This window comes from Methylobacterium sp. 22177 (genome assembly GCF_052045615.1).
Taxonomy (GTDB): Bacteria; Pseudomonadota; Alphaproteobacteria; order Rhizobiales; family Beijerinckiaceae; genus Methylobacterium; species Methylobacterium radiotolerans.
In genome coordinates, this window is the sequence record NZ_JBQEPK010000002.1 from 52,185 (window position 1) to 78,073 (window position 25,889).

26 protein-coding genes are annotated in these 25,889 nt (G+C 72.2%); 20 read left to right on the plus strand and 6 right to left on the minus strand.

Annotation, left to right across the window (positions count from 1 at the left end; translation table 11 throughout):
* Window positions 1-24: 24 nt before the first annotated feature.
* The 8 genes from ACTJK8_RS02590 to ACTJK8_RS02625 all read left to right on the plus strand — a co-directional run bounded on the left by ACTJK8_RS02590 (window position 25) and on the right by ACTJK8_RS02625 (window position 9,754).
* A complete protein-coding gene (locus ACTJK8_RS02590) occupies window positions 25-948 on the plus strand; it encodes a D-alanine--D-alanine ligase (protein ID WP_024830020.1) in 924 nt (307 codons plus the stop codon).
* Window positions 915-1,868 carry a cell division protein FtsQ/DivIB gene (locus ACTJK8_RS02595; protein ID WP_029360262.1) on the plus strand — a complete coding sequence of 318 codons (954 nt, stop codon included), beginning with the start codon at window positions 915-917 and terminating at the stop codon, window positions 1,866-1,868. Before ACTJK8_RS02590 ends, ACTJK8_RS02595 begins: the two co-directional genes overlap by 34 nt.
* Before the next feature lie 52 nt (window positions 1,869-1,920).
* Window positions 1,921-3,243: a cell division protein FtsA gene (gene ftsA / locus ACTJK8_RS02600; protein ID WP_012319319.1), complete on the plus strand. Its 1,323-nt coding sequence runs from the start codon at window positions 1,921-1,923 to the stop codon at window positions 3,241-3,243.
* 92 nt (window positions 3,244-3,335) lie between these two features.
* The gene (gene ftsZ / locus ACTJK8_RS02605) at window positions 3,336-5,126 is read left to right on the plus strand and encodes a cell division protein FtsZ (protein ID WP_440761484.1); all 1,791 of its coding nucleotides are present in this window, start codon (window positions 3,336-3,338) and stop codon (window positions 5,124-5,126) included.
* A 437-nt stretch (window positions 5,127-5,563) separates the two neighbouring features.
* Complete coding sequence (gene lpxC, locus ACTJK8_RS02610) at window positions 5,564-6,511, plus strand: UDP-3-O-acyl-N-acetylglucosamine deacetylase (RefSeq protein WP_012319317.1); 948 nt, start codon at window positions 5,564-5,566, stop codon at window positions 6,509-6,511.
* Window positions 6,512-6,698: 187 nt separating this feature from the next.
* On the plus strand, window positions 6,699-7,580 hold the full coding sequence (locus ACTJK8_RS02615) for an outer membrane protein assembly factor BamD (protein WP_012319316.1): 882 nt from the start codon (window positions 6,699-6,701) through the stop codon (window positions 7,578-7,580).
* A gap of 183 nt (window positions 7,581-7,763) precedes the next feature.
* The gene (gene recN, locus ACTJK8_RS02620) at window positions 7,764-9,437 is read left to right on the plus strand and encodes a DNA repair protein RecN (RefSeq protein ID WP_024830023.1); all 1,674 of its coding nucleotides are present in this window, start codon (window positions 7,764-7,766) and stop codon (window positions 9,435-9,437) included.
* Window positions 9,438-9,553: 116 nt separating this feature from the next.
* The gene (locus ACTJK8_RS02625) at window positions 9,554-9,754 is read left to right on the plus strand and encodes a hypothetical protein (protein WP_024830024.1); all 201 of its coding nucleotides are present in this window, start codon (window positions 9,554-9,556) and stop codon (window positions 9,752-9,754) included.
* A 16-nt stretch (window positions 9,755-9,770) separates the two neighbouring features.
* Here the strand turns inward: ACTJK8_RS02625 and ACTJK8_RS02630 are convergent, their stop codons facing one another.
* The gene (locus ACTJK8_RS02630; RefSeq protein WP_024830025.1) at window positions 9,771-10,016 is read right to left on the minus strand and encodes a hypothetical protein; all 246 of its coding nucleotides are present in this window, start codon (window positions 10,014-10,016) and stop codon (window positions 9,771-9,773) included.
* A gap of 268 nt (window positions 10,017-10,284) precedes the next feature.
* Between ACTJK8_RS02630 and pstS the strand changes: the two genes are divergently transcribed.
* The 6 genes from pstS to phoB all read left to right on the plus strand — a co-directional run bounded on the left by pstS (window position 10,285) and on the right by phoB (window position 15,774).
* Window positions 10,285-11,325 (plus strand): phosphate ABC transporter substrate-binding protein PstS, encoded by a 1,041-nt coding sequence (gene pstS / locus ACTJK8_RS02635; RefSeq protein WP_012319312.1) that lies wholly within the window; start codon window positions 10,285-10,287, stop codon window positions 11,323-11,325.
* Window positions 11,326-11,410: 85 nt separating this feature from the next.
* Window positions 11,411-12,388: a phosphate ABC transporter permease subunit PstC gene (gene pstC, locus ACTJK8_RS02640; RefSeq protein ID WP_440761485.1), complete on the plus strand. Its 978-nt coding sequence runs from the start codon at window positions 11,411-11,413 to the stop codon at window positions 12,386-12,388.
* A gap of 12 nt (window positions 12,389-12,400) precedes the next feature.
* Window positions 12,401-13,291, plus strand: a complete 891-nt coding sequence (gene pstA, locus ACTJK8_RS02645; RefSeq protein ID WP_012319310.1) for a phosphate ABC transporter permease PstA — start codon at window positions 12,401-12,403, stop codon at window positions 13,289-13,291.
* A 22-nt stretch (window positions 13,292-13,313) separates the two neighbouring features.
* Window positions 13,314-14,129: a phosphate ABC transporter ATP-binding protein PstB gene (gene pstB, locus ACTJK8_RS02650; protein ID WP_012319309.1), complete on the plus strand. Its 816-nt coding sequence runs from the start codon at window positions 13,314-13,316 to the stop codon at window positions 14,127-14,129.
* A gap of 108 nt (window positions 14,130-14,237) precedes the next feature.
* Window positions 14,238-14,957, plus strand: coding sequence for a phosphate signaling complex protein PhoU (phoU, locus tag ACTJK8_RS02655; protein ID WP_012319308.1), 720 nt, complete (start codon window positions 14,238-14,240; stop codon window positions 14,955-14,957).
* 121 nt (window positions 14,958-15,078) lie between these two features.
* Window positions 15,079-15,774: a phosphate regulon transcriptional regulator PhoB gene (phoB, locus tag ACTJK8_RS02660; RefSeq protein WP_012319307.1), complete on the plus strand. Its 696-nt coding sequence runs from the start codon at window positions 15,079-15,081 to the stop codon at window positions 15,772-15,774.
* A 79-nt stretch (window positions 15,775-15,853) separates the two neighbouring features.
* Here phoB and ACTJK8_RS02665 read toward each other — a convergent pair whose 3' ends face one another.
* Window positions 15,854-18,028, minus strand: coding sequence for a protein-disulfide reductase DsbD family protein (locus tag ACTJK8_RS02665; protein ID WP_440761486.1), 2,175 nt, complete (start codon window positions 18,026-18,028; stop codon window positions 15,854-15,856).
* A 131-nt stretch (window positions 18,029-18,159) separates the two neighbouring features.
* The gene (locus ACTJK8_RS02670; RefSeq protein WP_287081000.1) at window positions 18,160-19,998 is read right to left on the minus strand and encodes an aminopeptidase P family protein; all 1,839 of its coding nucleotides are present in this window, start codon (window positions 19,996-19,998) and stop codon (window positions 18,160-18,162) included.
* 138 nt (window positions 19,999-20,136) lie between these two features.
* Between ACTJK8_RS02670 and ACTJK8_RS02675 the strand changes: the two genes are divergently transcribed.
* Window positions 20,137-20,391 carry a hypothetical protein gene (locus ACTJK8_RS02675; protein ID WP_440761487.1) on the plus strand — a complete coding sequence of 85 codons (255 nt, stop codon included), beginning with the start codon at window positions 20,137-20,139 and terminating at the stop codon, window positions 20,389-20,391.
* On the opposite strand, the gene ACTJK8_RS02680 is transcribed toward ACTJK8_RS02675, so the two are convergent.
* Window positions 20,392-20,580, minus strand: a complete 189-nt coding sequence (locus tag ACTJK8_RS02680) for a ribosome modulation factor (protein ID WP_076728204.1) — start codon at window positions 20,578-20,580, stop codon at window positions 20,392-20,394.
* Window positions 20,581-20,630: 50 nt separating this feature from the next.
* Complete coding sequence (locus ACTJK8_RS02685) at window positions 20,631-21,551, minus strand: 50S ribosomal protein L11 methyltransferase (RefSeq protein ID WP_012319302.1); 921 nt, start codon at window positions 21,549-21,551, stop codon at window positions 20,631-20,633.
* 278 nt (window positions 21,552-21,829) lie between these two features.
* Between ACTJK8_RS02685 and ACTJK8_RS02690 the strand changes: the two genes are divergently transcribed.
* The 4 genes from ACTJK8_RS02690 to modB all read left to right on the plus strand — a co-directional run bounded on the left by ACTJK8_RS02690 (window position 21,830) and on the right by modB (window position 23,971).
* Window positions 21,830-21,973: a hypothetical protein gene (locus ACTJK8_RS02690; RefSeq protein ID WP_164891278.1), complete on the plus strand. Its 144-nt coding sequence runs from the start codon at window positions 21,830-21,832 to the stop codon at window positions 21,971-21,973.
* Between the two features lie 214 nt (window positions 21,974-22,187).
* Complete coding sequence (locus ACTJK8_RS02695) at window positions 22,188-22,328, plus strand: hypothetical protein (RefSeq protein WP_244633107.1); 141 nt, start codon at window positions 22,188-22,190, stop codon at window positions 22,326-22,328.
* A 119-nt stretch (window positions 22,329-22,447) separates the two neighbouring features.
* Entirely contained in the window at window positions 22,448-23,263 is an 816-nt protein-coding gene (gene modA, locus ACTJK8_RS02700) for a molybdate ABC transporter substrate-binding protein (RefSeq protein WP_029360639.1), read from the plus strand.
* Window positions 23,264-23,278: 15 nt separating this feature from the next.
* Window positions 23,279-23,971: a molybdate ABC transporter permease subunit gene (modB, locus tag ACTJK8_RS02705; RefSeq protein WP_012319298.1), complete on the plus strand. Its 693-nt coding sequence runs from the start codon at window positions 23,279-23,281 to the stop codon at window positions 23,969-23,971.
* Between the two features lie 30 nt (window positions 23,972-24,001).
* Here modB and ACTJK8_RS02710 read toward each other — a convergent pair whose 3' ends face one another.
* Window positions 24,002-24,658 (minus strand): glutathione S-transferase, encoded by a 657-nt coding sequence (locus ACTJK8_RS02710; RefSeq protein WP_012319297.1) that lies wholly within the window; start codon window positions 24,656-24,658, stop codon window positions 24,002-24,004.
* Between the two features lie 62 nt (window positions 24,659-24,720).
* On the opposite strand from ACTJK8_RS02710, the gene modC reads away from it, so the two are divergent.
* On the plus strand, window positions 24,721-25,824 hold the full coding sequence (modC, locus tag ACTJK8_RS02715; protein ID WP_029360637.1) for a molybdenum ABC transporter ATP-binding protein: 1,104 nt from the start codon (window positions 24,721-24,723) through the stop codon (window positions 25,822-25,824).
* Window positions 25,825-25,889 lie beyond the last annotated feature (65 nt).

The following is a 25,889-nucleotide window of genomic DNA, read 5'->3' on the forward strand; positions in this document are numbered from 1 at the left end:
AGCCGACCTTTTCGAGGTGCCCTGATGTCCAAGCACGTCGCCGTCCTCCTGGGCGGCACCTCCGCCGAGCGCGAGGTCTCCCTCAATTCCGGCAAGGCCTGCGCCGACGCGCTCGAAGGGGAGGGCTACCGGGTCACCCGGGTCGATGTCGGCCCCGACATCGCCTCCGTGCTGACGGCGCTCCGGCCGGACGTGGCGTTCAACGCGCTCCACGGACCTGACGGCGAGGACGGCACGATCCAGGGCCTGCTGGAGATCCTCAAGATCCCCTACACCCATTCCGGCGTCCTCGCCTCGGCGCTGGCCATGAACAAGGAGCGGGCCAAGACCGTCATGCGCGCCGCCGGCGTCGACGTGCCGGAGGGCCGGATCGTTAACCGTCGTGAGGCCGCCAGGACACACCCCCTGCCGCCACCCTACGTGGTGAAACCGATCGCCGAAGGCTCATCGGTGGGTGTGATCATCGTGCGCGACGGCCGCTCGCACCCGCCCCAGATCCTCGCCTCCGAGGAATGGACGTTCGGCGAGCAAGTCCTTGCAGAACCTTACATTGCTGGCCGCGAACTCACCTGCGGCGTGATGGGCGACAAGGCCCTCGGGGTGATCGAGGTGAAGGCCGCCACGGGCGATTGGTACGATTACGACGCCAAGTACGCTCCGGGGGGCTCGGTTCACGTGCTCCCGGCCGAACTTAAACCAAATGTTTACCAGCGTGTCCAAGAACTGTCGTTAACGGCGCATCAAGCACTGGGCTGTCGGGGCGTCAGCCGTGCCGACCTTCGCTACGACGACACACCGGGGGGAACCGGTCTGCTCGTGGTGCTGGAGGTCAACACGCAACCCGGCATGACCCAGACGAGCCTTGTGCCGGAGATGGCGGCCCATGCGGGCCTGAGTTTCGGTGAGCTCGTCCGATGGATGGTGGAGGACGCTTCCCTGAATCGCTGAGCGGCGACGCCGCCGGCCGGAGCGGTCCCGCGCGCCTCGCCGGCGCGATCCTGGGCCGGCTCGCCGGCCGCGCCACGTCCCGGTCGCTCTCGGTTCGTCGGGCCCGCCCGAGTCAGCGGCTGAGCGAGCGCCTGCCCCGCGGCGCCGGAATCGTGGCGGTCTCCGTGTCCGCCGCCGCCGTGGCGCTCGCCGGCTTCGTGGCGAGCGGCCGCTACGACGCGTTCGTGGCCGAGCAGGGCCGCCCCCTCGACATCGCCGCGCGCGTCGCCGGCTTCGGCGTCGAGCGCGTCACCATCTCGGGCATCTCCCGCATGTACGAGCGCGAGGTCCTGGCGGCCGCCGGGATCGACTGGCGCTCCTCCGTTCCCTTCCTCGACGTCAACGACGTGCGCGAGCGGCTGCTCCGCGTGCCGCTGATCGCGCAGGCCTCGGTCCGGAAGATCTACCCCAACGAGATCGCCATCACCCAGGTGGAGCGCGAGCCCGCGGCCCTCTGGCAGAAGAACGGCGAGATCAACGTGATCGCCGCCGACGGCACCGTCATCGACGCCATGCGCGACGACCGTTACGCGAGCCTGCCCCTGGTGGTCGGCGAGGACGCCAACACCAAGCTTCCGGAATATCTCGCCCTCATCGCCGCCGCCGGGCCGCTCGCCGAGCGGATCAAGGCCGGCACCTACGTGTCCGGCCGGCGCTGGACCCTCAAGTTCGACGGCATCGACGTGCGCCTGCCCGAGGCCGACCCGGCCGCGGCGCTCGCCCGCCTCGTGCGGTTCGAGCGCGAGGCCCACTTGCTCGAGAAGGACATCATCGCGGTGGACCTGCGCATGCCGGACCGCCTGGTGGTGCGCCTGACCGAGGAGGCCGCCGCGGCCCGCGCGGAAGCCCAGAAGGCGAAGAAGAAGGGCGCGGCCAGCTGATGCCCTTCCTGTCGATCTCCGCTCGTCCCGCATCCCGCGCCCGGTAGCGTCAATGCACAGCCAACACGGCCTCACGCCGCGCTTGAAGCCGCTCTCCGCCCGGCGCTCGACCACCCTCTCGGTGCTCGACATCGGCACGAGCAAGGTGGTCTGCCTCATCGCCGAGCTGCAGCCCGCCGAGGCGCTCACGACGCTCCGCGGCCGCACGCACCTCGCCCGCATCATCGGCATCGGCCACCAGCGCTCCCTGGGCCTGAAGGGCGGCGCCATCGTCGATCTCGCCGCGGCCGAGAGCGCGATCCGCCAGGCGGTGCACGCCGCCGAGCGGATGGCCAAGGTCGAGGTCCAGTCGGTCATCGTCAACATGTCGGGCGGCCGGCTCGCCTCGCAGCATTTCCAGGCGCGGGTGAACGTCCGCTCGGGCACCGTCACGGGCAGCGACGTTGAGCGGGTGCTCGAGACCGCGAGCGCCCACGGCGTCAGCCCCGGCCGGGCCGTGCTGCACGCCCTGCCCACCGGCTACGCCCTGGACGGGCAGGGCGCCGTCATCGACCCGTCGGGCATGATCGGCGAGGCGCTCAGCGTCGACCTGCACGTCGTCACCAGCGAGCTCGCGGCCGCCCGCAACGTCATGCTGGCGGTGGAGCACTGCCACCTCGGCGTCGAGGCGGTGATCGCCACGCCCTACGCGGCCGGCCTCTCGGCGCTGGTCGACGACGAGGCCGAGATGGGCGTCTGCGTCGTCGACATGGGCGGCGGCACCACCAGCGTCGGCGTGTTCTCCGGCGGCCACCTCGTGCACGTGGACGCCCTGGCGGTCGGCGGCCACCACGTCACCATGGACATCGCCCGCGGCCTCTCCACCCGCATGGCGGCGGCCGAGCGGCTGAAGACCCTCTACGGCTCGGCCCTCTCCACCCCCTCCGACGACCGCGACATGATCGCCGTGCACGGCGTCGGCGAGGACGAGGGCGAGGCGCCGGCCCACATCCCGCGCTCGCAGCTCGTGCGGATCATCAAGCCGCGCGTCGAGGAGGTGGTCGAGCTGGTGCGGGACCGCCTGCGCGACGCGGGCTTCGCCGCCCAAGCCGGGCGGCGGGTGGTCCTCACCGGCGGCGCCAGCCAGCTCGTCGGCCTGCCCGAGGTCGCCCGCCGCGTCCTCCAGGGTCAGGTGCGGATCGGACGGCCCCTCGGCATCCGGGGCCTGCCGGAGGCCGCCAAGGGTCCGGCCTTCTCGGCGGCGGTCGGCCTGCTCGTCTACCCGCAGGTGGCCCATGCCGAGCATTTCGAGCCGCGCGGGCACGGCGCCTTCGCGGCGACCGGGACCGACAACTACCTGAACCGGGTCGGCCGCTGGCTCCGGGACAGCTTCTAGGTTTCACGCCCGCCCGCTCGCGCGGGGGGATCGAAGGGAATCCGGCGCCCAGGCGTCGCACGGACAGCACAGTTAGCGAGAGGCTCGACACCATGGCCATCACCCTCCAGGCGCCGGACATCCGGGAACTCAAGCCCCGCATCACCGTCTTCGGCGTCGGTGGCGCCGGCGGCAACGCCGTCAACAACATGATCGAGTCGGGCCTGCTGGGCTGCGAGTTCGTCGTGGCCAACACCGACGCGCAGGCGCTCACCTCCTCGAAGGCCGAGCGGGTGATCCAGATGGGCCTGGGCGTGACCCAGGGCCTCGGCGCCGGCTCGCACCCGGAGGTCGGCTCGGCCGCCGCCGACGAGGTGATCGACGAGATCCGCGACCAGCTCTCCGGCGCCCACATGTGCTTCATCACCGCCGGCATGGGCGGCGGCACCGGCACCGGCGCCGCCCCGGTCATCGCCCGCGCGGCCCGCGACATGGGCATCCTGACGGTCGGCGTCGTGACGAAGCCGTTCCAGTTCGAGGGCATGCGCCGCATGCGCACCGCCGAGTCCGGCATCCAGGAGCTGCAGGCCGCGGTCGACACCCTGATCGTGATCCCGAACCAGAACCTGTTCCGGGTCGCCAACGAGAAGACCACCTTCGCCGACGCCTTCGCGATGGCCGACCAGGTGCTCTACTCGGGCGTCGCCTGCATCACCGACCTGATGGTGAAGGAGGGCCTCATCAACCTCGACTTCGCCGACGTGCGGGCGATCATGCGCGGCATGGGCAAGGCCATGATGGGCACCGGCGAGGCCTCCGGCGAGAAGCGCGCCAACCGCGCCGCCGAGGCCGCCATCGCCAACCCGCTCCTCGACGACGTGTCGATGAAGGGCGCCCGCGGCCTGCTGATCTCGATCACCGGCGGCTCGGACCTGACCCTGTACGAGCTCGACGAGGCCGCCACCCGCATCCGCGAGGAGGTCGATCAGGACGCCAACATCATCCTGGGCGCCACCTTCGACGAGAGCCTGGACGGCATCATCCGCGTGTCGGTGGTCGCCACCGGCATCGAGCCGGCCCTGATCTCGGCGAACTCGCCGAACAACCCGGCCATCGCCGAGACCGAGCAGCGCATCGCCGAGGTTGCCGAGCGCCTGCGCGCCGAGGCCCGCTCGCGCGCCGCCTCGCCGGTGCCGAGCATCCGCACCGAGTCGGTCGCCCCGGCGCCGAGCTCCGTCCCGGCCCCCGCGCCGCTCTCGGCCCCCGAGATGCGCCCCGAGTCGCGGATGGAGACCCGCATCGAGGCCGCCGCCCCGGTGACCCGCGACGACGTCGTGCTCGCCCCGGTCCAGGCCCGCGCCGCGGCGCCGTTCGTCCCGGCCCCCGCACCGCAGCGCGTCGAGGCGGCGCCCGCCGTCGAGGCCGGCCCGTTCGTGCCGCCGCGTCCGGCCGCCCCGACGGGCACGCCGCTCGCCCGCGCCCCGCGCATGCCGCAGATCCACGAGCTGCCGCCGATCGCCCAGACGCAGATCATGGCGAACCGCGCTGCCGAGGAGGCTGCCCCGGAATCCAAGCGGACCTCGCTGCTGCGCCGGCTCGCGACCGTGGGCTTCGGCGGCCGCCGCGAGGACATGGACGGCGCCCCGGCGGCCCGTCCGGCCTCGGCCGTCGCCCCGCAGCCGCACATGGGTCAGCCGCACATGGCTCAGCCGCACATGGGTCAGCCGCAAATGGCTCAGCCTCACGTGCCGCCGGCCCCGCGCGCTCCGGCCGCGCCCGCGGTCCCGCAGTACCGCCCGGCCCAGGGCAACCTCGACGCGCAGGGCCGGGTCGCGCCTCAGCCGCGGATGATGGACGACGATCAGCTCGAGATCCCGGCCTTCCTCCGCCGCCAAGCGAACTGACCGGTCCGGGTCTCCAACACGGCCTGGGGCTGGCGGGAAACCGCCGGCCCCTTCGCGCTGCAGCAAAGCAACTCATGGTTGTTGCACTGGTATGGTGACTTCGACAAGGCTGTGCACCGCGCCTCCCGAGCCGGGGCGCATGGTGCATCCGCGCCACAGAACGGCCGCGGGTTAGTCACATGTTAACCAACCTTTAAGCCATTGGTGGAGCAGCGCTTTGCGGCGACGGACCGCTAAGCGTGTCTGTAACAGACCGTAAGAATCCGTGATTTGGCTGCCCTGTGCGGCGCAGCTATAGAAACCATGTGATCGAGACGACACGCGGCAGGACACAACCTGATCGCGTGGGCTAGGGCATCAAGCAGCGGACGGATCAGTCAGTTTCTCCTCACCTCCAGTCGGGGTGTCGGGATCTGGTCGCGCCCGGGGGCTAAGGAATGCGAACGCATAAACAGACGACCCTCAAAGGGCCGGCGACTCTCTCGGGGATCGGAGTTCACTCCGGCAACCCCGCCGAGATCACCATCCGACCCGCTCCGGCCAATCACGGCATCGCCTTCCTCCGCACCGGTACCACCCACGGCAACGATCGCCTGATCAAGGCGCATCACGCCCTCGTCTCCGCCACCGAACTCTGCACTGTCCTGGGCGACGTCGAGACCGGCGCCGTCGCCACCGTCGAGCACCTGATGTCCGCCCTCTACGGCCTGGGCGTCGACAATGCTCTGATCGAGATCGACGGCCCCGAGATGCCGATCCTCGACGGATCCGCGCTCCCCTTCGTCCAGGCGATCGACCAGATCGGGATCGCCACCTGCGACACGCCGCGCCGCTGGCTCAAGATCCTCCGACACGTCCGCATCGAGGCCGGGACCTCCTTCGCGGAGCTGCGCCCGATCGATCGCGGTTTCCGCCTCGACGTCGAGATCGATTTCGAGAGCCCGGTGATCGGCCGCTCCCGCAAGGCGATGGACCTGTCGCCCGCCACCTATCGCCGCGAGATCGCCGGCGCCCGCACCTTCGGGATGATGCGGGACGTGGAGCGCTACTGGAAGGCCGGCTTCGCCCTCGGCGCCTCGCTGGAGAACACCGTGGCGGTCGGCGAGACCGCGGTGGTCAATCCCGAGGGCCTGCGCTTCCAGGACGAGTTCGTCCGCCACAAGATCCTCGACGCCATCGGCGACCTCGCCCTGGCCGGCCTGCCGATCCAGGGCGCCTACCGCTCCTATTGCGGCGGCCACCGGATGAATGTCGGGGTGCTGTCCGCCCTCTTCGCCGACCGGGCGAACTACGCCGTCGTCGAGGCGCAGGGCTCGCGCCGCGAGACGGTGCTGTCCGAGCTCGGCGTCGGCCTCGGCATCGCCGCCTTCGCGGGCGACCTGTAGCCCCTGTGACCGGCGGGACACAGCCCGCCACCGATCCTGGCCGCCGCAGCCTTGCCGCTTTCGTGCCCGAATCGAACGGCAGGGTTTAACGGTCCGTGAACGGCGGGCACGGCCCGGGGCGGGCCGGATCCACCCACGCGATGGCATGACGGCGCGAAACGGCGCCGGTTCCGGGAAAGAGCGCCAGATGCCTGTCACCATTCGTCATCGCCGGGCAGCGGCCTTCGCGGTGCCCTTCGTGGCCGTCCTCGGCCTGGGCCTCGGCGGCTGCGACTTCGACCCGACCAGCATCTTCGCCGAGAAGTACAAGCCCGAGGTCGTGCCGGACGTCCCGGCCGACAAGCTGTACAGCGACGGTCTGGCGAAGCTCGAGGACAGCGACTACGAGGGCGCAGTCAAGAAATTCGACAATCTGGACAAGCAGTACCAGTATTCCGAGTGGTCCCGGAAGGCGCTGCTGATGACGGCCTACGCCAATTACGAGGGCCAGAAGTACGACGACGCGATCAGCGCCTCGAAGCGCTACCTGCAGCGCCACCCGGCCAGCAAAGATGCCGCCTACGCGCAGTATCTGATGGCGATGTCGAACTACAAGCAGATCCCGGACGTCACCCGCGACCAGGAACGCTCCGAGAAGGCGCTCGTCGCGCTGCAGGAGCTGGTCCAGAAGTACCCGACGTCGGAATACGCCGCGGACGCGAAGGCGAAGATCCAGATCACCCGCGACCAGCTCGCCGGCAAGGAGATGGAGATCGGCCGCTTCTACCTCGAGAAGCGCAATTTCCCGGCGGCGATCAACCGCTTCCGCGACGTGGTCGCCAAGTATCAGACCACGCGGCACGCCGAGGAGGCTCTCGAGCGCCTGACCGAGGCCTACTGGGCGCTCGGCATCACCCAGGAGGCGCAGAACGCCGCCGCGGTGCTCGGCCACAACTTCCCGGAGAGCCCCTGGTACAAGGACGCGCACGCGCTCCTGGCCCAGAACGGGGTCGAGCCCCGCGAGGAGAAGAGCTCGTTCCTCTCGAAGATCTTCCGCACCGTCACCGGCAAGACCGCCTCGGCCGAGTAGGCCGCCCGGCCCGCCCGGGGCCGGGACGCGAGAGATCGAGGCCCGGAGCCGCCGCTCCGGGCCTTTCCCATTGCGGCCCCCGGCGCGTTGCACCATCCGCGCGGTGCGACGCATTTATGGGGTGAATCCGAGCCGCGGCGGCCTTATGTCTGCGGTCCCATCCTGAGGAATCCCCGTCGCCGCATGCTGGCGCAGCTCGCGATCCGCGACATCGTCCTGATCGACAGGCTCGAACTGAATTTCCGATCGGGGCTCAGCGTCCTGACCGGAGAGACGGGCGCGGGCAAATCGATCCTGCTCGACGCCTTCGCCCTGGCGCTCGGCGGCCGCGGCGACGGCCGTCTGGTCCGCCACGGCGAGGCGCAGGGCGCGGTCACGGCCGTGTTCGATCTGCCCCTCGATCATCCGGCGCGCCGGATCGCGGCCGAGGCCGAGATCGACACCGAGGGTGACCTGATCCTGCGCCGGACCCAGATGGCGGACGGCCGGACCCGCGCCTTCGTCAACGACCAGCCCGTGGGCGTGCAGGTCCTGCGGGCGATCGGCGCGGCCCTGGTGGAGATCCACGGGCAGCACGACGACCGGGCGCTGGCCGACCCCGCCTCGCACCGGGCGATCCTCGATGCCTTCGGCGGGCTTCAGAGCCAGCTCGCCAAGGTCGCGGCCGCGTCGCGGGCCGTGCGGACGGCCCGCACCGAGCTCGCCGAGCACCGCGCCCGCGTGGAGGCCGCCCGCAAGGAATCCGACTTCCTGCGCCACGCCGTGGAGGAGCTCGCCGCCCTCGCGCCGCTCGCGGGCGAGGAGGCCCAGCTCGCCGAGCGCCGCACGATCATGCAGCAATCCGAGAAGGTCGCGCGCGAACTCAACGAGGCGCTCGAGGCCGTCGGCGGCCCCCATTCCGGCGTGCCGCACCTCTCAGCCGCTTTGCGCAAGCTGGAGCGGCGCGCCGCGCAGCTGCCGGCCCTGGTCGACCCGTGCGTGAACGCCCTCGACGCCGCCATGGTCGCCCTCGACGAGGCCCGCGCGGTCCTCGAGGCGGCGGTGGCCGAGACGGAGTTCGACCCCCGCGACCTGGAGCGCGTCGAGGAGCGGCTCTTCGCCCTGCGCGCCGCGTCGCGCAAGTACGATGTCCCGGCCGACGACCTCGCGGCCCTGGCGGAGCGCTACGCCGGCGACGTGGCGGCGATCGATGCCGGCGAGGCGGCGCTGGCCGGACTGGAGCAGGCGCTCGCGACGGCGGAGGCCGCCTATACCGAGGCGGCCGAGAAGCTCAGCGCCGGCCGGCGCCGGGCGGCCAAGCAGCTCGACGCGGCCGTGAAGGCCGAGCTGCCGCCGCTCAAGCTGGAGCGGGCCCGCTTCATCACCGAGATCGCCACGGACCCGGACTCCCGCGATCCGGCGGGAACCGACCGGGTCGAGTTCTGGGCTCAGACCAATCCCGGGACCAAGCCCGGCCCGATGATGAAGGTCGCCTCGGGCGGCGAGCTGTCGCGCTTCATGCTGGCGCTGAAGGTCGTGCTGGCCGACAAGGGCTCGGCCCCGACGCTCATCTTCGACGAGATCGATACCGGCGTGGGCGGCGCGGTGGCGGACGCCATCGGGATGCGGCTCGCGCGGCTGGCGGCCACCGTGCAGGTGGTGGCGGTGACCCACGCCCCCCAGGTCGCCGCGCGGGCCGAGACGCATTTCCTGATCGCCAAGGCGCCGGTGAAAGGGGCCAGCCGCGTCGCCACGCGCGTGGCGAGCCTGCCGGTCGCCGAGCGCCGGGAGGAGATCGCCCGGATGCTGGCGGGCGCCACCGTCACCGACGAGGCCCGGGCGGCCGCGGCGCGGCTCCTGCAGGGCGCCGACGCGTAGTCGGGCGACAACCTTAACCGTTGGTTGAAGGTAATGATTCGTTAACCATTCATCGTGAGAGTACGGCCATCCCGGTACCGCGGCAGGTTTGGGCGGTGGAAGGGCGGGAGGGAGCCATGAAGCCGTCAGTCGTCGAGTCCGATGGGTCTCTGCCTGCGGGACAGCCTCTGAAGCGGGCGGTCGACACCCGCCAGCTCGGCCTCACGCTCCGCACGGTCTACGAGGGCAGCGTCGACACGCAGCCGATCACCGACACGCATGTCGAGCTGCTCCTGCGCCTGCGCCAGAAGGAGCGGGAGCTGCGCCGGGCGGTCTGACCCGGCACCGCGGGCGCTACCAGCGGCGCGCGCCCGGCCGCCGACGATACTCGGCCGCGCGAATCAGCGTCAGCACCCGGTCGAGGCTCACCAGCAGCTCCGCCTCCTCGACGCGCGCCGCCGAGGCCGCCTCCGGATCGCGGCTGAATTTCTGACGGGCCTGCGCCAGCGCCAGGGCCCGCTCCACGGCTTCCCGCTCGGCGTGCAGGGCCTGCCAGGCCGGATCGGATTCCGTCGCTGCACCCACCTCGTCGCCGCCCACGATCCGCGCGTCCTTCTGCTGCCGGCTGCCGCTCCTGGCAGAGAGGAACGCGCGAGAGCCCGGAACCGTGCCGCGCCCGGGCGGAGCGCCGTGTCACCCCGCGTGTCATCCCGCGTGTCATCCGGGTGTCATCTACTTGTCGTAACCGCCCGGCCATCGGGCGGCCGGCGCTGGGTCTCTTCGGAAGATCGGCCGCAGGGCTCTGCCGCGGGCATGGGCTTGCCGGCGGGGCAGCGCAGGCTCTTGCCCGACGGCAACGGAGATTCCTTTGAGACCCTTCGCTTACGCGCTCGCCGTCGGCCTCGCGACGGTTCAGCTGGCGTCCGCGGCGCTCGCCGCCGATATCACCGGCGCCGGCGCCACGTTCCCCTTCCCGGTCTACTCCAAGTGGGCCGAGGCCTATCGCAAGGAGACCGGCTCGGGCCTCAACTACCAGTCGATCGGCTCCGGCGGCGGCATCAAGCAGATCCAGGCCAAGACGGTCGATTTCGGCGCCACGGACGCGCCCCTGAAGGCCGAGCAGCTGTCCAAGGACGGCCTCGTCCAGTTCCCGACCGTGATGGGCGGCGTCGTGCCGGTCGTGAACATCCCGGGGATCGAGCCGGGCAAGCTCAAGCTCACCGGCGACGTGCTGGCCGACATCTACGCCGGCAAGATCGCGAAGTGGAGCGATCCGCGGATCGCCAAGCTCAATGACGGGCTGAAGCTCCCCGACGCCAACATCACCCCGGTCTACCGCTCCGACGCGTCGGGCACGACCAACATCTTCACCACCTACCTGTCCCAGGTCTCCGAGCCCTGGAAGAAGGAGTACGGCGCGGCCACGACGATCTCCTGGCCGGTGGGTCAGGGCGGCAAGGGCAACGAGGGCGTCACCGCCACCGTGAAGCAGGTGCCGAACGCGATCGGCTACGTCGAGTCGGCCTACGCCAAGCAGAACAAGCTCTCCTACGCCCTGCTGCAGAACAAGGCCGGCAAGTACCCGCAGCCCGACGACAAGGCGTTCCAGGCCGCGGCCGCCAGCGCCGACTGGAAGGCCGCCCCGGGCTTCGGCATCTCGCTGACCAACCAGCCGGGTGAGGAGGCGTGGCCGATCACGGCGGCGACCTTCATCCTGGTCCACAAGGACGCCGCCGATCCGGCCAAGTCCGCCGCCGTGCTGAAGTTCTTCGACTGGGCCTACAAGAACGGCGACAAGCTCGCCACCGACCTCGACTACGTCCCGCTGCCGGACAACGTCGTCGAACTGATCCACCAGGAGTGGAAGGACGTGAAGGGCAAGGACGGCAAGCCTGTCCTCAACATGTGAGCGTGGCCGGGAGGAGGTGAGAACCTCCTCCCTCGCTTCCGGGAACGCAGCGCGCTACCACGCCCCCCTTCGCAGAGAACCGCGGATGCCCGCTTTGACCGAATCGATCGCCCTCGGCCGAACCCGTACCGCGACCGCGCGGAAGGCGCCGAGCCGGAGCCTCGACACGCTGTTCCGGACCTGCTCGTACGGCGCGGCCCTGCTGGTGCTGCTCGTGCTCGCCGGCATCCTCGGCTCGATCCTGTACGGCGGCTGGCCCGCCTTCCGCGAGTTCGGCTTCAGCTTCCTGACCTCCAGCGCCTGGAACGTCGGGACCGAGCAGTACGGCGCCCTGGTCGCGGTGATCGGGACCGTCGCCTCCGCCTTCCTGGCCCTGCTGATCGGCGTGCCGGTCTCGCTGGGCATCGCGGTCTACCTCACCCAGCTCTGCCCGGGCTGGGCCCGCAAGCCGGTCGCCATGACGATCGAGCTGCTCGCCGCCGTGCCGAGCATCATCTACGGCATGTGGGGCCTGTTCGTGTTCGCGCCGCTCTTCGCGCGCTACGTCCAGATCCCGGTCTCGAACCTCGTGGAGGGCATGCCGATCGTCGGCACGCTGTTCTACGCCCGGGTACCGTCGGGCGTCGGCGTGTTCACCGCCGGGATCATCCTGGCGATCATGATCGTGCCGTTCATCGCCTCGATCGCCCGGGACATGCTCGACCAGATCCCGACCGTGCTGCGCGAGAGCGCCTACGGCATCGGCTGCACCACCTGGGAGGTCGTGCGCCACGTGCTGGTGCCGCAGGCGGCGGTCTCGATCATCGGCGCGATCATGCTCGGCCTCGGCCGGGCGCTCGGCGAGACGATGGCGGTGACCTTCGTGGTCGGCAACGCCAACCGGCTCTCGGCCTCGATCTTCGACCCGAGCTCGACCATCGCGTCGCGCATCGCCAACGAGTTCAACGAGGCGGACGGCCTCCAGCTGAACGCGCTGATGGCCCTGGGCTGCATCCTGTTCGTGATCACCTTCGTGGTGCTCATCATCGCCCGGCTGCTGACGCGCCGCGTCAAGGCCGCCTGAGGAGCACGCGCGATGGTTTCCTCCAGCACGATCGCCCCGGCCGCCCAGCGCCGCCCCGGCCGCGTCCGCCAGGGACGCCGCGTCGCCGACCGGGCCCTGCGCGTCGCCTGCACCGCCGCGACGGTGGTGGGCGCCCTGGTCCTCGGCTCGATCCTGGTGATGCTGATCGTCCAGGGCGTGCGCGGCTTCACGCCCACCCTGTTCACCAACCCGACCCCGGGCCCGGGCTCCGAGGGCGGCGGCATCGCCAACGCGATCCTGGGCAGCCTCGTGCTGACCGGGATCGGCATCCTGATCGCCACACCGGTCGGCGTCATGGCCGGGACCTTCCTCGCCGAGTACGGGCGCGGCTCGAAGCTGGCGGCCCTGATCCGCTTCCTCAACGACGTCCTGCTCTCGGCGCCGTCGATCCTGATCGGCCTGTTCGTCTACACGCTGATGGTGCGGCCGATGGGCACCTACTCGGGCTGGGCCGGCGGCGTGGCCCTGGCGATCATCGCCGTGCCGGTGATCGTGCGCACCACCGAGGACATGCTGCGCCTCGTCCCCGGAACCCTGCGGGAGGCCGGCGCGGCGCTCGGCGCGCCGCCCTCGACGGTGATCATGAGCGTGACCTGGCGGGCGGCCTCGGCCGGCATCGTCACCGGCATCATCCTGGCGCTCGCCCGCATCGCCGGCGAGACCGCGCCGCTGCTGTTCACCGCGCTCAACAACAATTCCTGGTTCTCGGCCAACCTGATGGGCGGCGTCGCGAACCTGCCGGTGATGATCTACCAGTTCGCCCTCTCGCCCTACCCGAACTGGCAGGGCCTCGCCTGGGCGGGCGCGCTCCTGATCACCGCGACCATCCTGGCGCTGTCGATCATCGCGCGCCTCGTGATCAAGCCGCAGGCCTCGCGCTGAGCCCCCTTTCGAGGACACGACGATGAACGCCGCCTCCGCGATCCCGACGGTCGAGCTGAACCGCAACCGCGCCGAAGAGGGCGGCCCCGTGCGGATCGCCGTCAAGGACCTGAACTTCTACTACGGCAGCTTCCACGGGCTGAAGGACGTCAACCTCAACTTCCACGACCGGCAGGTGACGGCGCTGATCGGCCCCTCCGGCTGCGGCAAGTCCACCCTGCTGCGCTGCTTCAACCGGATCTACAGCCTCTACCCGGAGCAGCGCGCGGAGGGCGAGATCCTGCTCGACGGCGAGAACATCCTCAGCCCCTCCGTCGACCTGAACGAGCTGCGCTCGCGCATCGGCATGGTGTTCCAGAAGCCGACGCCGTTCCCGATGTCGATCTACGACAACGTGGCCTTCGGCCTGCGCCTCTACGAGAAGCTGCCGAAATCCGAGCTCGACGGCCGGATCGAGGAATCCCTGCGCAAGGCCGCCCTCTGGGACGAGGTGAAGGACAAGCTCCGGCAGCCGGGGACCGGCCTGTCGGGCGGCCAGCAGCAGCGCCTGTGCATCGCCCGGACGGTGGCGCAGCGTCCGGAGGTGATCCTGTTCGACGAGCCGACCTCGGCCCTCGACCCGATCTCCACCGGCCGCATCGAGGAGCTGATCGAGCAGCTGCGCGACGAGTTCACCATCGTGATCGTCACCCACAACATGCAGCAGGCGGCGCGCATCTCGCAGTTCACCGCCTTCATGTATCTGGGGCAGCTCGTCGAGTTCGGTCCGACCAACCGGATGTTCATGAATCCGACGGAGCGCCGCACGCAGGACTACATCACCGGCCGCTTCGGCTAGTCTGCCGGGCCGCTCCGGTCCCGGGACCGCCGCTCGCGTCTCCGGCGCGTCGGCGGATCCGCAAACCTCCCGGAGTGCCGTCCCCGGGACCCCATCGAAGGATCCGCCATGCCCGGCCATATCGTCACCTCCTACGACACCGACCTGGAGAACCTGCGTCGCTCGATCTCGGAGATGGGCGGCGTCGCCGAGAAGATGACCGCGGAGGCGACCGATGCCCTCGTGCGCCGGGACGACACGCTCGCCCAGGCGGTGATCCTCGCCGACAAGCGCCTCGACGCACTGCAGCGGGACATCGAGGAGCGCGCCGTGCTGCTGATCGCCCGGCGCCAGCCGCTGGCGATCGACCTGCGCGAGACCATCTCGGCGATCCGCGTCTCCGGCGATCTCGAGCGGATCGGCGACCTCGCCAAGAACGTCGCCAAGCGCGTGGTGGCGATCTCCGACCAGGCGCCGGCCCAGAAGATCGTGCTCGGCGTGCGCCACATGAGCGACCTCGCCGAGGGCCAGCTCAAGGACGTGCTCGACGCCTACGCGAGCCGCGACGTCCAGGCGGCCCACGACGTCTGGGAGCGCGACGGTGAGATCGACGCCCTGTACAATTCCCTGTTCCGCGAGCTCCTGACCTACATGATGGAGGACCCGCGCAACATCTCGTTCTGCACGCATCTGCTGTTCTGCGCCAAGAACGTCGAGCGCATCGGCGACCACACCACCAACATCGCCGAGACGATCCACTACCTCGCCACGGGGGAGACCCTGGCGGGCGACCGGCCGAAGAACGACGCGTCGAACTACGCGACGGTGGACGGACTCCAGGCGCCGTGAGCCCCCGACCCCGGCCTTCCTGCGGGCATGGCCGGGGCCAGTAACCGTGCAGGTTGAGGCCGGGCGGCGCCTCCTGCACCATCCGCGGGACCGCCGGTAGAACGAGTCGTCGAACGTGAGCATGCAAGTCCTGATCGTCGAGGACGAGGAGGCGCTGACCACGCTGCTGCGCTACAACCTGGAGGCCGAGGGCTTCCTGGTGGATTCGGCGGCGCGCGGCGACGACGCCGAGCTGCTCCTGGCGGAGCGGATCCCGGACCTCGTCCTGCTCGACTGGATGCTGCCCGGCCTCTCCGGGATCGAGCTGTGCCGCCGGATCCGGGCGCGCCGGGAGACCGAGCGCCTGCCGGTGATCATGCTCACCGCCCGGGGCGAGGAGGGCGACCGCGTCCGCGGTCTCGGCACGGGCGCCGACGACTACATCGTCAAGCCGTTCTCGGTGCCTGAACTGCTCGCCCGGATCCGCGCGCTGCTGCGCCGGGCCAAGCCCGCCCACGTCTCGGACCGGCTGGCGGCGGGCGATTTGGAGCTCGACCGCACCGGCCACCGCGTCCGTCGCGGCGGCGAGGAGCTGCATCTGGGCCCGACAGAGTTCCGGCTGCTGGAATTCCTGATGCTCGCGCCGGGCCGGGTCTTCTCCCGCGAGCAGCTCCTCGACGGGGTCTGGGGCCACGACGTCTACATCGACGAGCGCACGGTGGACGTGCATGTCGGGCGGCTGCGCAAGGCGCTGAACGGCCCGCGCCAAGCCGACCCGATCCGCACGGTCCGCGGCTCGGGCTACGCCTTCGACGAGACCTTCTCGCTCGAGGCCTGAGGAGGCCCCATGGACTGCCGGAGCGACAGATCGCTCCGGCGCGCCGTCTCTGCTCAGGCGCCCGAGACCGCGGACGGGTTCAGCGCGCCAGCGCCGCGCTCCGTCCCGCGGCGGCCGGCACCGCCTCCAGCGCCGCCAGGACCGTCCCCTCGGTCAGGATCTGCGGGAGCACCTGGGGCTCCCCCGTCCCGGTGTAGAGCAGGTAGAGCGGGACGCCGCTGCGCCCGTGCTTCTCCAGCAGGCGGGTGATCTCGGGGTTCTGGTTGGTCCAGTCGCCCTTCATGTAGGTCACGCCGCGCTCGGCCATCGCGGCCCGCACCGCCCGGGTGTTGAGCGAGGTCGCCTCGTTGACCGCGCAGGTGATGCACCAGGCGGCGGTCATGTCGACGAAGACGGGGCGGTGCGCGTCGAGAAGGGCGTCGAGGCGCGCCTGCGTGAACGGCTCGACCCCGTCGGCGGCAGCCTGCGCCGCCGGCGCGGCGCTGCTCCGGGGCAGGGTGACGGCGAGGGAGGCGACCGCGATCAGCGCCAGCACCGCGGCGGCCTGCGCGATCCGACCCGTCCGCGGCGCGGCGGCGCGGCCGTGCTCCCAGGCCCAGGCGGCGAAGCCCACGAGCACGAGGCCGATCAGCGCCGCCAGCTGCCCGCGCGGGTCGACCTGCTGCGCCAGCACCCAGATCAGCCACGCGACGGTGGCGTAGACCGGGAAGGCCAGCACCTGCTTGAGGGTCTCCATCCAGGCGCCCGGCCGCGGCAGTGCCCGCAGGGCCGGCGGCCAGAGGGTCAGGAGCAGGAAGGGCAGGGCGAGGCCGAGGCCGAGGCTGGCGAAGACGGCGAGCGCCACGCCGGCGCTCTGGGTCAGCGCGAAGCCCACCGCCGAGCCCATGAACGGCGCCGTGCAGGGCGTCGCCACCAGGGTGGCGAGCACGCCCGTGAAGAACGAGCCGCTCAGGCCGGCGCGCCGGGTGAGGCCGTCTCCGAGGCCGGCGAGCCGCCCGCCGACATGGACCGCGCCGGAGAGGCTCAGGCCCATCGCGAACAGCAGGTAGGCGAGCCCCGCGACCACGGCGGGCGATTGCAGCTGGAACCCCCAGCCGATCGCGGCCCCGCCGCTCTTCAGGCCGATCAGCGCAGCGGCGAGCGCCAGGAAGCTCGCCAGGACGCCGGCCGTGTAGGCGAGGCCGTGGAGCCGCAGCCGGGCCGGCCCCTCGCCCGCGTGCCGCACGAGGCTCAGGACCTTGATCGAGAGGACCGGGAAAACGCAGGGCATCAGGTTGAGGATCAGGCCGCCGAGGAAGGCGAAGGCCGCGGCGGTCGCGAGGGTCAGCGCGTCGAAGTCGGAGGTTGCCGGCCCGGTCGCGCCCGGGTTCGGCGCGGTCGGGGCCGGCGCCGCGGCGGCCGGGAGCACCGGCTCGTCGCCGTACGCGAAGGCGAGCCGGCGGGTCCCGGCGGCGTCGACCTCGTCGACCGTCAGGACGCCGGGCAGCGCGGTGGGCACCGGATCGGTCGGGCTGCTCCGCGCGAGGGTCAGGTGCAGGCCGGTCTCGTCGACGGTCATCACCTGGGCGGCGGCGTTGTCGATCGCGGTCTCGGCGTAGGGAAAGTACGCGGCGTTGCGGACCGCCTCGGGCTTGAGACCGGTCGCGGCGAAATCGAGGCGCAGGGTGTCGCCCTGGCTCGACAGGCGCAGGGGCCAGAGCGCCGGCACGGGCAGGGCGGCGCGCGCGCGCGCGAACAGCGCGGCGCTGGCCGGGTCCGGCTCGGCCTTGCCCACGGGCATCGTCAGGGCGAGGTCGGCCGAGCCGGGGACGCACTCGGTCTCGCAGACGAGGTAGGTCAGTTTCGCCTGGATCCGCACCGGGTCCGCCGGGTCGAGGCTCGGCGGCGGCGTCACCGGCACGAGGAGCGTGACCTCGCCCTCGTAGCCGTAGTTCATGAGGGTCGCGATCGGGATGCGCTCCGGCGCCGGCCACCGGATCGCGCCGGCGTTGAAGCCGGCCGGCAGGGTCCAGGTCACCTCCGGGGGCAGGCCGGAATCGCCCGGATTGCGCCAGTAGACGTGCCAGCCGGGCTTGATCTGCATCCGCACGGCCAGCGTGAAGGGCTGCGCGCCGGCGACCGCGGCGGGCTCGGCCACGAGGCTCGCGCGCACGAGGTCCGCGGGCGTGCGGAAGCCCTGCGGAAACCCCTGCGCCGCGGCGGCCGAGAGGCTCGCGGCGAGGGCCAGGATCAGGATGGCGAGGCGGCGGATCATGCTGTCCCTTCGCGCGCGGGGCGGTCGCGGTTTCACGCGCGGCGTCTCTCGCCCGGCGCGGGCGTTTCCGTGGCGCCGGGTCTTACCATGGACCGCGTCCGGGGTCGCGTCCGGGGTCCCGTGCGGCCGGCTCACCCCTCCAGCGGCGCCGTCGCCCGCTCCAGCCAGTCGCGCGCGGCGGTGTCGAGCCCGGGCGCCAGGGTCTCGCGCACCCGGGCATGGTAGGCGTCGATCCAGGCCCGCTCCCCGGGTTCGAGCAGGTCCGGCCGGATCAGCCGGCGGTCGTAGGGGGCGAGCGTCAGCGTCTCGAAGCCGAGCATCGGGCGCTCGCCGCCCGCGATCGCGCGGGATTCGACCAGGACGAGGTTCTCGATCCGGATGCCGTAGGCGCCGCGGGCGTAGTAGCCCGGCTCGTTTGACAGGATCATACCGGGCTCCAGCGCCACCGTGCCGGTCTTGGCGATCCGCTGCGGCCCCTCGTGCACCGACAGGAAGGCGCCGACGCCGTGACCGGTGCCGTGGTCGAAGTCGAGACCGGCCTGCCAGAGCGGCGCCCGCGCGAAGGCGTCGATCTGGGCGCCGGTCGTGCCGACCGGGAACACCGCCCGCGCGATGGCGACGTGCCCCTTCAGCACGCGCGTGAAGCGGTCGCGCATCTCGGGGCTCGGCGCGCCCACCGCGACCGTGCGGGTGATGTCGGTGGTCCCGTCCGGGTACTGCGCCCCGGAATCGATCAGGAACAGTTCGCCCGGCCGGACCGTCCGGTCGGTGGCGCGGCTCACCCGGTAGTGGACGATCGCGCCGTTCGGTCCGGATCCCGAGATGGTGGGGAAGGAGACCTCGCGCAGGTCGCCGCCCGCGGCCCGGAAATCCTCCAGGGCCTCGACGGCGGCGATCTCGGTGAGGCCGCCGGCCGCGGCCGCCCCGTCGAGCCAGGCGAGGAAGCGCACGACGCTCGTCCCGTCCCGGACATGGGCGGCGCGGGCGCCCGCGATCTCGGCGGCGTTCTTGACCGCCTTCATGCCGGTGATCGGGTCCTTGCCGACATCGGCCGTGCCGCCGGCGGCCTCGATCTTCTCCTTCAGGGCGACGGCGCCGGTCGACGCGTCGAGGCGGACGCGCACGCCCGCCAGGGACGCCAACCCGTCGTCCAGGTCCGCCCGCGGCAGGATCTCGGCGACCGGCGCGAGCGCGGCCCGCAGGGCCGGATCGACGTTCGGCGAGACGAGGAACAGCCGGGCCGGCCCCTCGCGCGGAAGGATCGCGTAGCCCAGCGCCAGGGGCGTGTGGCCGACATCGGCCCCGCGCAGGTTGAAGGCCCAGGCGAGATTGTGCGGGTCGGAGATCACCAGGGCGTCGCAGCCGCCCTCGGCGAGCGCCGCCCGGATCCGGCCGAGCTTGTCGGCGGACGCCTCGCCGCACAGCGCGTCCGGGTGGACCACCACCGGTCCGGCCGGCGGCCGCGGCCGCCCGGCCCAGACCGCGTCGACGAGGTTCGGCACCGCCCGCACCGCGCCGCCGGCGCGGGTCACGGCCCGCTCCAGGCGCGCCAGACCGTCCGGCGTGTGCAGCCACGGATCGTAGCCGAGCACCTGATCGCGCCGCAGGTTGGCGCCGATCCAGGCCTCCGGCGTCGTTTCGGCGAGCGGTACCACCGTGACGAGGCCGGTATCGACCTGCTCGGGCGCCTGCAGGGTGTAGCGCCCGTCGACGACCAGCGCCGCCGACTCCATCAGGATTACGGCCGTCCCGGCCGAGCCGGTGAAGCCGGTGAGCCAGGCGAGCCGTTCGGCGTCGGCGGGAACGTATTCGGACTGGTGCTCGTCGGCCCGCGGCACGACGAAGCCGTCGAGCCCGGTCTCGCGCAGGGCCGCCCGCAGCGCCTCGATCCGCTCGGCGCCCTTCCGGTGGCTCGGGTCGTCGAAGCTCTGGAAGCGCTGACGCGGTCGGGACGTGCGGGTCTCGGTCATCCGCGGAGCCTAGCGCCCGCCGCTCCCGCGTCGCAACACCCTGTTCTCACGACAAAGAGGTCGGTCGAAGGTCGGTTGCGGTGCTTAAAAATCGTTAGCAATCTTATCACGCCGCGGATTTTCGCTTATTACTCAGACATGCCACGCCGCGTTTACTACCGGATCAGCGACAGACCCGACGGCCGCTTCGACGCCGTCGTCACGATCGAGCCCGACACGGTGGTCCGCCGCGACGGTTTCGACTCGCTCGCCGAACTCGAGGAGTGGATCGACGGCCTGCGCGCGCTGATGGCGGCGCTCGGCGCGCCCGTGTCACAGGTGGACGCGGCGGGGGCGCCGGCCGAGGCCGCGGACGAGCGGGATCGGCCGGGCCGGCTGCGCACCGCGCGCTGATCAGCCGTTCGTGACCGGCAGGTCCGGCGCGCGATCCGCGGGCGCCCCGTCGTAGCCCTCGATCCACGCTCGGCGCGCGGGCGAATCGGCCGGATAGGGGCAGGCATCCTTGGGACGGCCCTGCGCCCGGGCGCGGGCGCCCTCGGCGATCGGGTCCGCGGGCGGAGCGTGGAGCGACGTCTGGCTCATGGCCGGACAACACGCCGGCGCGCGCGGAGTTCTGGGCGGTTCCGCGCGGTTCAGCGCCGCGGACGCGGTGCCGCACCGCCGCGCGTCAGGACCAGGGCGACCCACCCCTCGATCACGCCGCGCCGCACGAGGGAGAAGCCCTGGAGGCGGTAGGCGGAGAGCACGCCGGGCACGTCGCGCTCGATCAGGCCCGACAGGACCAGCACACCCTCGGTGGCGACGACCCGCGCCAGCGTCGGCGCGAGGAGCCTGAGGGGCCGGGCCAGGATGTTGGCGAAGACGAGATCGAAATGGCGCGGCCGGTCGGCGAGGCGGTGGCGGACCCCGGGCCCCTCGTAGAGCTTGAGATAGGGGCCGAGCCCGTTGGCGCGGGCGTTCTCGCGGGCCGTGCGCACGGCCTCCGCGTCGAGGTCGCCGGCCACCACGGGCTGCCGCAGGGCCCTGGCGGCCGCGAAGGCGAGGATCCCGGTACCGGTACCGACGTCGAGGACGTGGACCGGGCGCCGGCGCTTGAGCTCCGAGACCAGGGCGCGGAGGCAGCCCAGGGTCGTCCCGTGATGCCCGGTGCCGAAGGCGAGGGCGGCCTCGATCTCGATGGCCAGATCATTGCCCCGCACGGAGTCGCGGTCGTGCGCGCCGTGGACGAGGAACCGGCCGGCCCGGACCGGCTTCAGGCCCTCCAGCGACGCGCGCACCCAGTCCTGCTGCGCGATCGTGCGGAATTCCGCCGCGTCGGCCGCGTCGCCGATGACCGGGCGGATCAGCGCGCGGATGTAGTCCTCGTCGGGCGCGTCCGCGAAATAGGCCTCCAGGCGCCACGTGCGCCCGTCCTCGTCCTCGAAGGCCGCCACCGCGGTCTCCGTGGGATCGAACATCTCGCCCAGCAGGTCGGTCATCGCGCGGGCCGAGCGTTCGTCGGTCAGCAGACGCAGGACGTGGGACGGGCGGTGGGGCGGCAGGCCTTCGAGCATGGTGCCCGGCTGTAACGCCGGGCCGGGCCGCAGCCCAGGGGCTGACGCGAAAAAATACGGGCCCGGCAGGGGCGGAGCGGCGGAGCGGACCGGCGGCCGGACCCGTTGTTGCCGGACAGTCACAAGCGCCAATACTTATCTTTCCCGCGATCCAAAGCAGTGTCCACAGCCACTGCGTGTGCTTAAACAATCTCGGCTTCCCCAAGGCCAGACCCTCAACTCGGGCGCGCCGCTCGTTCCGGAGCGGCGCGCCGGTTTTGACAGACGATCGTGCCGCCATGACCGCGCCTCTCCTCATCAGCGTCGCCTTCGCGGCCGTGACCACGGCCGCGGCCACGCTCTGGGCGGTGCTGGTCGCGAACGGCATGAACGGCCTGCCGGAGACGCGCCCGACCGAGCGGCACGACATCCGCACCTGGTGAGGTCGCGCCCTCAGATTCGCGCGAGCGGGTGCCCAGGAATGCGGCAGGATGGTCGCGCGTTAACCAAATGATGTACCGCAGCCGCGGAACCGGCCGCTGACAGCGGCGTTTTTGCCGGCTTTTTACGTGAATCACGATTGAGCAGGGTGCGTACAGCGTGACCAAGTCCCGGCGTTCCGGCCCCCGCGGGCCCGTGGTCGTCAACGGTGCGGCCGTGCCTGCCCGACCGCGCGAGCGGATCTTCGGCGGCCCCGCACCGGACGGGCCCATCCCGGGCCATCTCCTCGTCCTGCTGAGCCGCCTGCATCGGGCAGAGGCCGAGCCCAAGGACCGGCAAGAGGCCGAGCTCGGCTGACGTGACGGGAGCCGCGCCACCCCTCGGGGCGGCCGGCCCTTGGCCGAGTGTCCGCGCGCGCCTATGATCCCCGTCGTTCCCCGCCGTATATAGCGGGTCGCGACCGGGAGTTCCCACCGATGCCCCTGACCCGACGGATCCTGGTCGCCGGCGCGCTCGCGGCCCTGACCCTCGCGCCGACGGACAGGGCCGCGCGAGCGGACGCGCCGGTCGTCGTGTTCGCGGCCGCGAGTCTCAAGAACGCCCTCGACGACGCCGCCGCCGCCTGGACGAAGGCGACCGGCAAGACCGCGCGGATCTCCTACGCCGGCTCGAACGCCCTCGCGAAGCAGATCGAGGCGGGGGCGCCGGCGGACCTGTTCGTCTCGGCCGACCTCGCGTGGATGGATTACGTCGACCGGGCCGGGCTGCTGAAGGCCGGCTCGCGGATCGACCTCCTGCGCAACGCCCTGGTGCTGATCGCCCCGGGGCCGAAGGACAGCGCCTCGGATCCGCAGGTGGCCCTGGCGCCGAACCTCGGCACCACGCTGACGCGGATACTCGGCGGCGGGCGGCTGGCGATGGCGACGATCGACGCCGTTCCCGCCGGCAAGTACGGCAAGGCCGCCCTGGAGAAGCTCGGCGCCTGGGACGCCGTGAAGGGGCAGGTCGCCCAGGCCGAGAACGTGCGCGCCGCCCTCCTGCTGGTCGCCCGGGGCGAGGCGCCGCTCGGCATCGTGTACGCCACCGACGCGGCCGCGGATCCGAGCGTGCACGTGCTCGCGACCTTCCCGGCCGACAGCCACCCGCCGATCGTCTATCCGGCGGCCGTGACCCGGGAGTCGCGCAATCCGGATGCCGGGACGCTGCTCGGCTACCTGCGCGGCCCGGAGGCCCGGGGCTCCTTCGAGCGCCAGGGCTTCACGGTGGTCGCGCAGCCCGGCGCCAGCCAGTAGCGGCGCGCCGCCCCCTTGCTCGGCCTCACGCCGGACGAGTGGACCGCCGTCGGCCTGAGCCTGCGGGTGGCGACGGTGGCGACGCTCGCGAGCCTCGTGCCCGGGCTCGCCGTGGCGTGGCTGCTGGCGCGGCGCCGGTTTCCCGGCCGCGCCCTGCTGGACGGGCTGGTCCACCTGCCGCTGATCCTGCCCCCGGTCGTGACCGGCTACCTGCTCCTGCTGGCTTTCGGCCGGCGCGGACCGCTCGGCGCCCCCCTCGCCGAGATCGGCGTGGTCTTCTCCTTCCGCTGGACCGGGGCGGCGCTGGCCTGCGCGGTGATGGGATTCCCGCTCATGGTGCGAGCCATGCGGTTGTCGATCGAGGCCGTGGACCGGCGCCTGGAGCAGGCGGCCGGCACGCTGGGCGCGAACCCGTTCGCGGTGTTCCTGACGATCACGCTGCCGCTCAGCCTGCCCGGCTGCCTCGCGGGGGCCGTGCTGGCCTTCGCCAAGGCGATGGGGGAGTTCGGCGCGACCATCACGTTCGTGTCGAACATCCCGGGCGAGACCCAGACGCTGCCGTCGGCGATCTACACGCTGACGCAGGTCCCCGGCGGGGAGGGGCCGGCCCTGCGCCTCACCCTGATCTCGATCGCGCTGTCGGTCACGGCGCTGCTGGTCTCGGAATTCCTGGCGCGGCGGGCCGGTCGGCGCCTGGGGGCGGGCTGAATGGCGACCGATCCGGGGCGGGACGCCCGCTCAGGCATACGCGTAGGGACCGCCCTGCTGCAGCGCCCGCCGGTAGGCCGGCCGGGCGTGGATGCGCGCGAGCCAGTCCGCGACGCGCGGGCCCGCGCCCGTGCCGCGCGCCGCGAAGGCCTCCAGCGGGAAGCTCATCAGGATGTCGGCCGCGGTGAAGTCGGCGCCGCAGAAATAGGGTCGGCCGGCGAGCTCCGCCTCCCAGAAGGCCGCGTGGCGGCGCAGGTCCGGATCGACGAAGCCCCGCAGCACCGTGTCGGCGATCCGGCGGACGAGGGGCCGCAGCGGCCAGGGGCTACCCGGCGCCAGCCGCCCGAAGACGAGCTTCAGCAGCAGCGGCGGCATCGCCGAGCCCTCGGCGTAATGCGACCAGTAGACGTAGCGCCGCCGCTCCTCCGTCCCGGGTCCGGGCACCAGCCGCGCGCCGGCGAGATCCGTCAGGTAGGCGACGATCGCGCCGGTCTCGGCGACCACCGTCTCGCCGTCGGTGATCACCGGCGCCTTGCCGAGGGGATGTACGGCCACGAGTTCGGGGGGCGCGCGCAGGGTCCGCGGATCGCGGGCGTAGCGGCGCACGCGGTAGGGCAGCTCCAGTTCCTCCAGCAGCCAGAGCACGCGCTGGGAGCGGCTGTTCTCGAGGTGGTGGACCGTGATCATCGCGGGCAAGTCCGGGCCGGCGCCGGGATGCGCCGGGGCTCGTGTTACCCGAGTCCCGCCGCGTGAGCATCCAGGTCGACGTCCAGCTCCGCCGCGGCGCCTTCGCGCTCGCGGCCGCCTTCGAGGCCGGGCCGGGGCTCACCGCCCTGTTCGGGCGCTCGGGCTCGGGGAAGACCACGCTGATCGACCTGATCGCCGGCCTCGCGCGGCCGGACCGGGGCCGGATCGTGGTCGGCGGCACCCCGTGGGTCGACACCGCGGCCGGCCTCATCCTGCCGCCGCACCGGCGGCAGGTCGGCGTGGTGTTCCAGGACGCCCGGCTGTTCCCGCATCTCAGCGTCCGGACCAATCTCGGCTACGGCCGGGTCTTCGCGCGGCGCCGCGCCGACCCGGCGGCCTTCTCGGCGGTGACGGGCCTGCTCGGCATCGACCATCTCCTCGACCGGCGGCCCGCGGGCCTCTCGGGCGGCGAGCGCCAGCGGGTGGCGATCGGGCGGGCGCTCCTGGCCAAGCCGCGCCTCCTGCTGATGGACGAGCCCCTCGCGGCCCTGGACGAGGCCCGCAAGGCCGAGATCCTCCCCTACATCGAGCGCCTGCGCGACGAGGCCGGCGTGCCGGTCATCTATGTCAGCCACGCGGTCTCCGAGGTCGCCCGGCTCGCCACCACGGTGATCGTGCTGGAATCCGGGCGGGTGGCCGCCGCCGGCCCCGCGGAGACGATCCTGCGCCGCGCCGATCTCGTGCCGATCCACGAGGCCGAGGCCGGCGCGCTCCTCGACATGGTCGTCGAGGCCTTCGACGACGCCACGGGGCTCACGCGCCTGACCGGCACCGCCGGGCGCCTGCTGGTGCCGGGCCTGTCGCGCCCGGCCGGGACGCGGCTGCGGGTCCGCATCCCCGCCCGGGACGTGCTCGTCGCCACCGAGCCTCCCCGCGGCCTCAGCGCGCGCAACGTGCTGGCCGGCCGGATCTGCGGCCTGACGGCCGCGGGCGCCGAGACGGCGGTGGAGATCGACTGCAACGGCGCCCGTCTCGTGGCGCGCGTGACCGGCGCGGCCGTCCGCGACCTCGGCCTCGCGCCGGGACGCGAGGTCCACGCCATCATCAAGAGCGCGTCCTTCGACCCCGCCGGGATCGGCCTGCTGCGGCCGCCGCGGGCGATCTGAGACCGCGACGATGCGCGGCGGCAACGGGCCCGCCGCGCGCGCGAGACGCGGCCGCGGCGCTTTGT